The organism is Rubrivirga sp. (assembly GCF_049648075.1).
Lineage (GTDB): Bacteria > Bacteroidota > Rhodothermia > Rhodothermales > Rubricoccaceae > Rubrivirga.
In genome coordinates, this window is sequence record NZ_JBARYR010000279.1 from 1 (window position 1) to 4,283 (window position 4,283).

Consider the following 4,283-nt stretch of genomic DNA (forward strand, 5'->3'; position numbering starts at 1 on the left):
TGCGCGTAGAGGTCGACGTCGTGCCCGCGGCGGACGAGTTCGCGGACCAGGAGGTGCGTGATCATCTCGAGCCCGCCCGCGAACGGCTCGACGATCGGAAAGCGGGAGTGGGCGACGACGGCGATCCTCATGGGTCGGGCGGGACTGCCTCGGCTGGACGTGGATGGCTCGAAGAGTACTGACCCGTTTCCTCAGGGCAACCCCGGTCACCGCGCCTCGTCCTCGAGGACGCCGACGAGACGGGCCGACGCCTGCGCCGCCCTCGAGGACGGAGCGACCTTTCTCCTCCCCTCGTCCCCTCCCGCCAACACCGTGAGCCACCCCAAGACCCCGTCCTCGAGCCGCTGCGTGATGAACGAGCTGGTGTTGCCCAACGACACCAACACCCTCGGCAACCTGATGGGCGGGCGTCTGCTCCACTTTATGGACATCTGCGCCGCCATCGCGGCCCAGCGCCACTCCAACCGGACCGTCGTCACCGCCAGCGTCGACTCGGTCGACTTTCGGGGCGCGATCAAGCTGGGCGAGGTCGTCGTCCTCGAGGCCGTCGTCACGCGGGCGTTCACGACCTCGATGGAGGTCTCGATCGAGGTCTGGGCCGAGGACAACGCGACGGGCGAGCGGCGCCACTCGAACCGGGCGTTTTACACGTTCGTCGCCGTCGACCAGAGCGGACGGCCGATCCCGGTCGTTGCCCTGGAGCCCGATACAGACCAGGAGCGCGAGCGCTTCGAGGCCGCGGGCCGCCGTCGGCAGCTCCGGCTGGTCCTGGCGGGGCGCCTCGCCCTCGAGGACGCCGACGAGCTTCGGGACCACCTGCGGGAGATCGCGCTCGAGCCGCCGCCGACCGAGGGAGCCGAGTAGCCGGTCTGTGCGTAGGGGGCGCCCCACCACACTCTGTCTCATGCGTTATCTCATCTTGCTAGCGGCTCTCGTCGCCGCCCCGGCGTCTGCCCAACTCTCCATCGGCGGCCAGGTCGGAGACCCGACCGGCTTGTCTCTCAAGCTCGGGTCCGGCCAGGGCGCCCTCGCGATCGCACTAGGATGGGACCTCGACGACTCGCTAAAGGGCGAGGTCCACTACCTCTTGAGCAACAACCGGTTGCGGAGCACCCGAAACCCGGTGTACGTCTTCTACGGACCCGGCGCCTTCGTCGACACGAACGACCGCCGGACGAGGGCCGGCATCAGCTTGGGAGTCGGCCTCGAGGCCGCGCTCACGCCCGACCTCGAGCTCTACGGCATCGTGTCGCCCCGGCTCCAGCTGACCGACGAGACCGACTTCGAGGTCGGCGGCGGCATCGGGCTCCGGCTCCGCCTGTAGCTTCCGTCATGGCCCCGACTCCGTCCCGTCCCGTCCGCATCCTGATCGCCAAGGTCGGCCTCGATGGCCATGACCGAGGCGCCAAGGTGGTCGCAGCCGCGCTGCGGGACGCCGGCATGGAGGTGATCTACACCGGACTGCGCAAGACGCCCGAGGTCGTCGTCCGAGCGGCCCAGGAGGAGGACGTCGACGCCATCGGGGTCTCGATCCTGTCGGGCGCCCACGGCACCGTCTTGCCCCGACTCCGGTCGCTCATGGACGCGTCCGACCTCGAGGACGTGCTGCTCGTCGCCGGCGGCACGATCCCTCAGGACGACGCCGACGACTTGCTGGACCGAGGCGTCGTGGACCACGTGTTCACGCCGGGCGCCTCGCTCGCCTCCATCGCAGCGGCCCTCTCCGACGCCGTCGACGCCCGACGAGCGAGCGCGTGATCCCGCCCCGGATCCTGATCACGGGCGCCAACGGGTTGGTGGGGCAAGCGCTCACCAGGGCCGCCTCGCGCTGGCCCGGTGCCGACGTGCTCGCCACCGGACGAGGGCCCTCCGTATGGCCGTCGCCGGGTGGCTACGCGCGGCTCGACGTCCTCGATGCGGCCTCCGTCGAGCGAACGTTCCAGGACTTCGCTCCCGACGTCGTGCTCCACTCCGCCGGCGAGGCCCGGGTCGAGCCGTGTGAGGCCGACCGCGAGGCGTGCTGGGCGCTCAACGTAGACGCCGTCGCCACCATGGCATCCCTCTGCGACCGGCACGGCGCCAAGCTCATCCTGCCCTCGACCGACTTCGTGTTCGACGGCGCCGCCGGCCCCTACGACGAATCCGCGCGTCCGGCGCCGATCAGCGCCTACGGCCGCTCGAAGCTGGCCGCCGAAAACGTTCTACACGCCAGCCGACTGTCGAACTGGAGCGTGGTTCGAACCACGATGGTGTTCGGCGTGCCCGCCGGCCCGAGCCCACGTCTCGACTTCGTCCGGTGGGTCGCTCGCGAGTTGTCCGCCGACCGCCCCGTCCGCGTCCCCGACGACCAACTCCGCACGCCTACCTACGACGACGACCTGGCGGACGGCGTCCTGCGGATCGCTCGGTACGACCGTCGCGGCCTGTTCCACATCTCAGGCCGCGAGTCGATGCCCGTCCTCGAGGTCGCCAAGTGCATCGCCAACGTGTTCGACCTCGACGCGTCGTTGATCAGCCCGGCCTCGAGCGCCGAGATCCACCCTGGGGCGCCTCGGCCTCTCCGTGCCGGCTTGTTGATCTTGCGGGCCGAGAGCGAGCTGGGCTACCGACCGCGCCCCCTTGAGGTCGGGCTCGAGGCGGTACGGTCGCGACTGAGGATGATCGAGCCGGCCTAGGCGGGCACGACGGAGCGCGACAGCAAGATGCGCGTCTCCGACCCCTCGGGCTGGAGGACCAGAAAGTCGCCGTCGCGTGAGATTTGAGTCTCGTCGCCCAGCAGGCGTTCAAGTTCGAGCGTCCCCGTGGGGCAGGCTCGCTTGGTGCACGCCAACACGTTGGAGAACGAGAGCGCGTCGTCCTCGATGACGAAGCGGCCGGAGCAGTCGTTGCACGAGGAGATCGCGATCGACCCGTCGTCCCCGAAGGTGACCTGCTGTGCCCCGTCGCCCCGCTCTAGGCCGCCGTCCTCGAGGACGATCCGCTCGACGGTCCACGAGGAGCCGGGGAGCTCCGCCGCTTCTCCGGACGGGGGCGCCGAGCACGCCGAGATCTGGAGGACGACGAGGAGAGCGGGAAGAAAGCGCACGGGAACGGTCGAGGACTCGGACGCGAAGCTACGCGTAGGCTGATCGGCGGAATGCCCGCGAAGCCCAATCGCACAGGCGGGCCGCTTGGGAGAGCGGGGTAGCTTGGCCCAGCCTCTCGCAAAACCATGATCGACCTCGACCTGCTCCGCACCGACCCCGACCGCGTCCGCGCGTCCATGGAGGCCAAGCGGATCGGTGACTCAGGCGCCGTCGACCGCGCCATCGACCTGGACCGTCGTCGACGAGAAGCCGTGACGTCCCTCAACGATCTCCAGCACCGGCAGGGCGAGATCGGCAAGCAGATCGGCCCGCTGATGAAGGCGGGCAAGCGAGACCAGGCCGCGCCGCTCCTCGAACAATCGAGTGCGCTCAAGGGCGAGGTCCAGGTCCTCGAGGGCGAGGTCCGCGACCTCGAGGCCGACCTGCGGAGCGCGATGTTGGAGATCCCAAACCCCATCCACGAGTCCGTCCCGATCGGCGGCGAGGACGCCAACCGCATCGAGGCCGAGTGGGGCGACAAGCCGACGTTCGACTTCGAGCCGCTTCCCCATTGGGAGCTCACCGAGAAGCACGGGCTGGTCGACTTCGAGCGGGGGGCCAAGGTCGCGGGCGCCGGGTTCCCGTTCTACGTCGGCAAGGGCGCCCGGCTGCAACGGGCCTTGGTCGGGCTGTTCCTCGACCTCGCCCTCGAGGCCGGCTACACCGAGGTCCAGGCGCCGATCCTGCTCAACGAGGCCAGCGGCATCGGGACGGGCCAGCTCCCGGACAAGGAGGGCCAGATGTACCACACGGCCGCCGACGACCTCTATCTCCTGCCGACCGCCGAGGTCCCGCTCACCAACTTCTACCGAGACGAGATCCTGGCGCCGGACGCCCTCCCGATTAAGTACACGGGCTACACGCCGTGCTTCCGCCGCGAGGCCGGCAGCTACGGCAAGGACGTCCGCGGGCTCAACCGCCTGCACCAGTTCGACAAGGTCGAGTTGGTCCGGTTCGTCCACCCCGACGAGAGCTACGTCCACCTCGAGGAGTTGCGGGAGGACGCCGAGCGCGCGGTCAAAGCGCTGGGCCTCCCCTACCGGCGGCTCACCTTGGCGTCGGGCGACCTCGGCATCACGCAGTCCAAGACGTACGACCTCGAGGTCTGGAGCGCGGGCCAAGAGCGGTGGCTCGAGGTCTCGTCGGTGTCCAACGTCG

Annotated in this window: 7 protein-coding genes; 5 read left to right on the plus strand and 2 right to left on the minus strand. The window is 69.7% G+C overall.

Translation table 11 applies throughout. The features are described from left to right. Positions 1-206 precede the first annotated feature (206 nt). Positions 207-374, minus strand: coding sequence for a hypothetical protein (locus tag WBA11_RS08335; RefSeq protein ID WP_424520241.1), 168 nt, complete (start codon positions 372-374; stop codon positions 207-209). Between WBA11_RS08335 and WBA11_RS08340 the strand changes: the two genes are divergently transcribed. From WBA11_RS08340 to WBA11_RS08355, 4 genes are read left to right on the plus strand one after another with little or no spacing between them, the layout of a single operon-like run. Then, positions 313-864: an acyl-CoA thioesterase gene (locus WBA11_RS08340; RefSeq protein WP_424520235.1), complete on the plus strand. Its 552-nt coding sequence runs from the start codon at positions 313-315 to the stop codon at positions 862-864. The two genes, WBA11_RS08335 and WBA11_RS08340, sit on opposite strands and share 62 nt — an antisense overlap. A gap of 40 nt (positions 865-904) precedes the next feature. Next, the gene (locus WBA11_RS08345; protein ID WP_424520236.1) at positions 905-1,324 is read left to right on the plus strand and encodes a hypothetical protein; all 420 of its coding nucleotides are present in this window, start codon (positions 905-907) and stop codon (positions 1,322-1,324) included. An 8-nt stretch (positions 1,325-1,332) separates the two neighbouring features. Next, the gene (locus tag WBA11_RS08350) at positions 1,333-1,758 is read left to right on the plus strand and encodes a cobalamin B12-binding domain-containing protein (protein WP_424520237.1); all 426 of its coding nucleotides are present in this window, start codon (positions 1,333-1,335) and stop codon (positions 1,756-1,758) included. After that, a complete protein-coding gene (locus WBA11_RS08355) occupies positions 1,755-2,675 on the plus strand; it encodes an SDR family oxidoreductase (protein ID WP_424520238.1) in 921 nt (306 codons plus the stop codon). The genes WBA11_RS08350 and WBA11_RS08355 overlap by 4 nt, the downstream gene beginning before the upstream one ends. Here WBA11_RS08355 and WBA11_RS08360 read toward each other — a convergent pair. Next, positions 2,672-3,085, minus strand: a complete 414-nt coding sequence (locus WBA11_RS08360) for an META domain-containing protein (RefSeq protein WP_424520239.1) — start codon at positions 3,083-3,085, stop codon at positions 2,672-2,674. The two genes, WBA11_RS08355 and WBA11_RS08360, sit on opposite strands and share 4 nt — an antisense overlap. Before the next feature lie 177 nt (positions 3,086-3,262). On the opposite strand from WBA11_RS08360, the gene serS reads away from it, so the two are divergent. Beyond that, a partial coding sequence (serS, locus tag WBA11_RS08365) for a serine--tRNA ligase (protein ID WP_424520240.1) occupies positions 3,263-4,283 on the plus strand: 1,021 nt, incomplete at its 3' end.

Excerpts from the sequence above, each read along its gene's own strand:
- WBA11_RS08345 (WP_424520236.1), top strand. The coding sequence starts at position 905 with ATGCGTTATCTCATCTTGCTAGCGGCTCTCGTCGCCGCCCCGGCGTCT.
- WBA11_RS08350 (WP_424520237.1), top strand. The coding sequence starts at position 1,333 with ATGGCCCCGACTCCGTCCCGTCCCGTCCGCATCCTGATCGCCAAGGTC.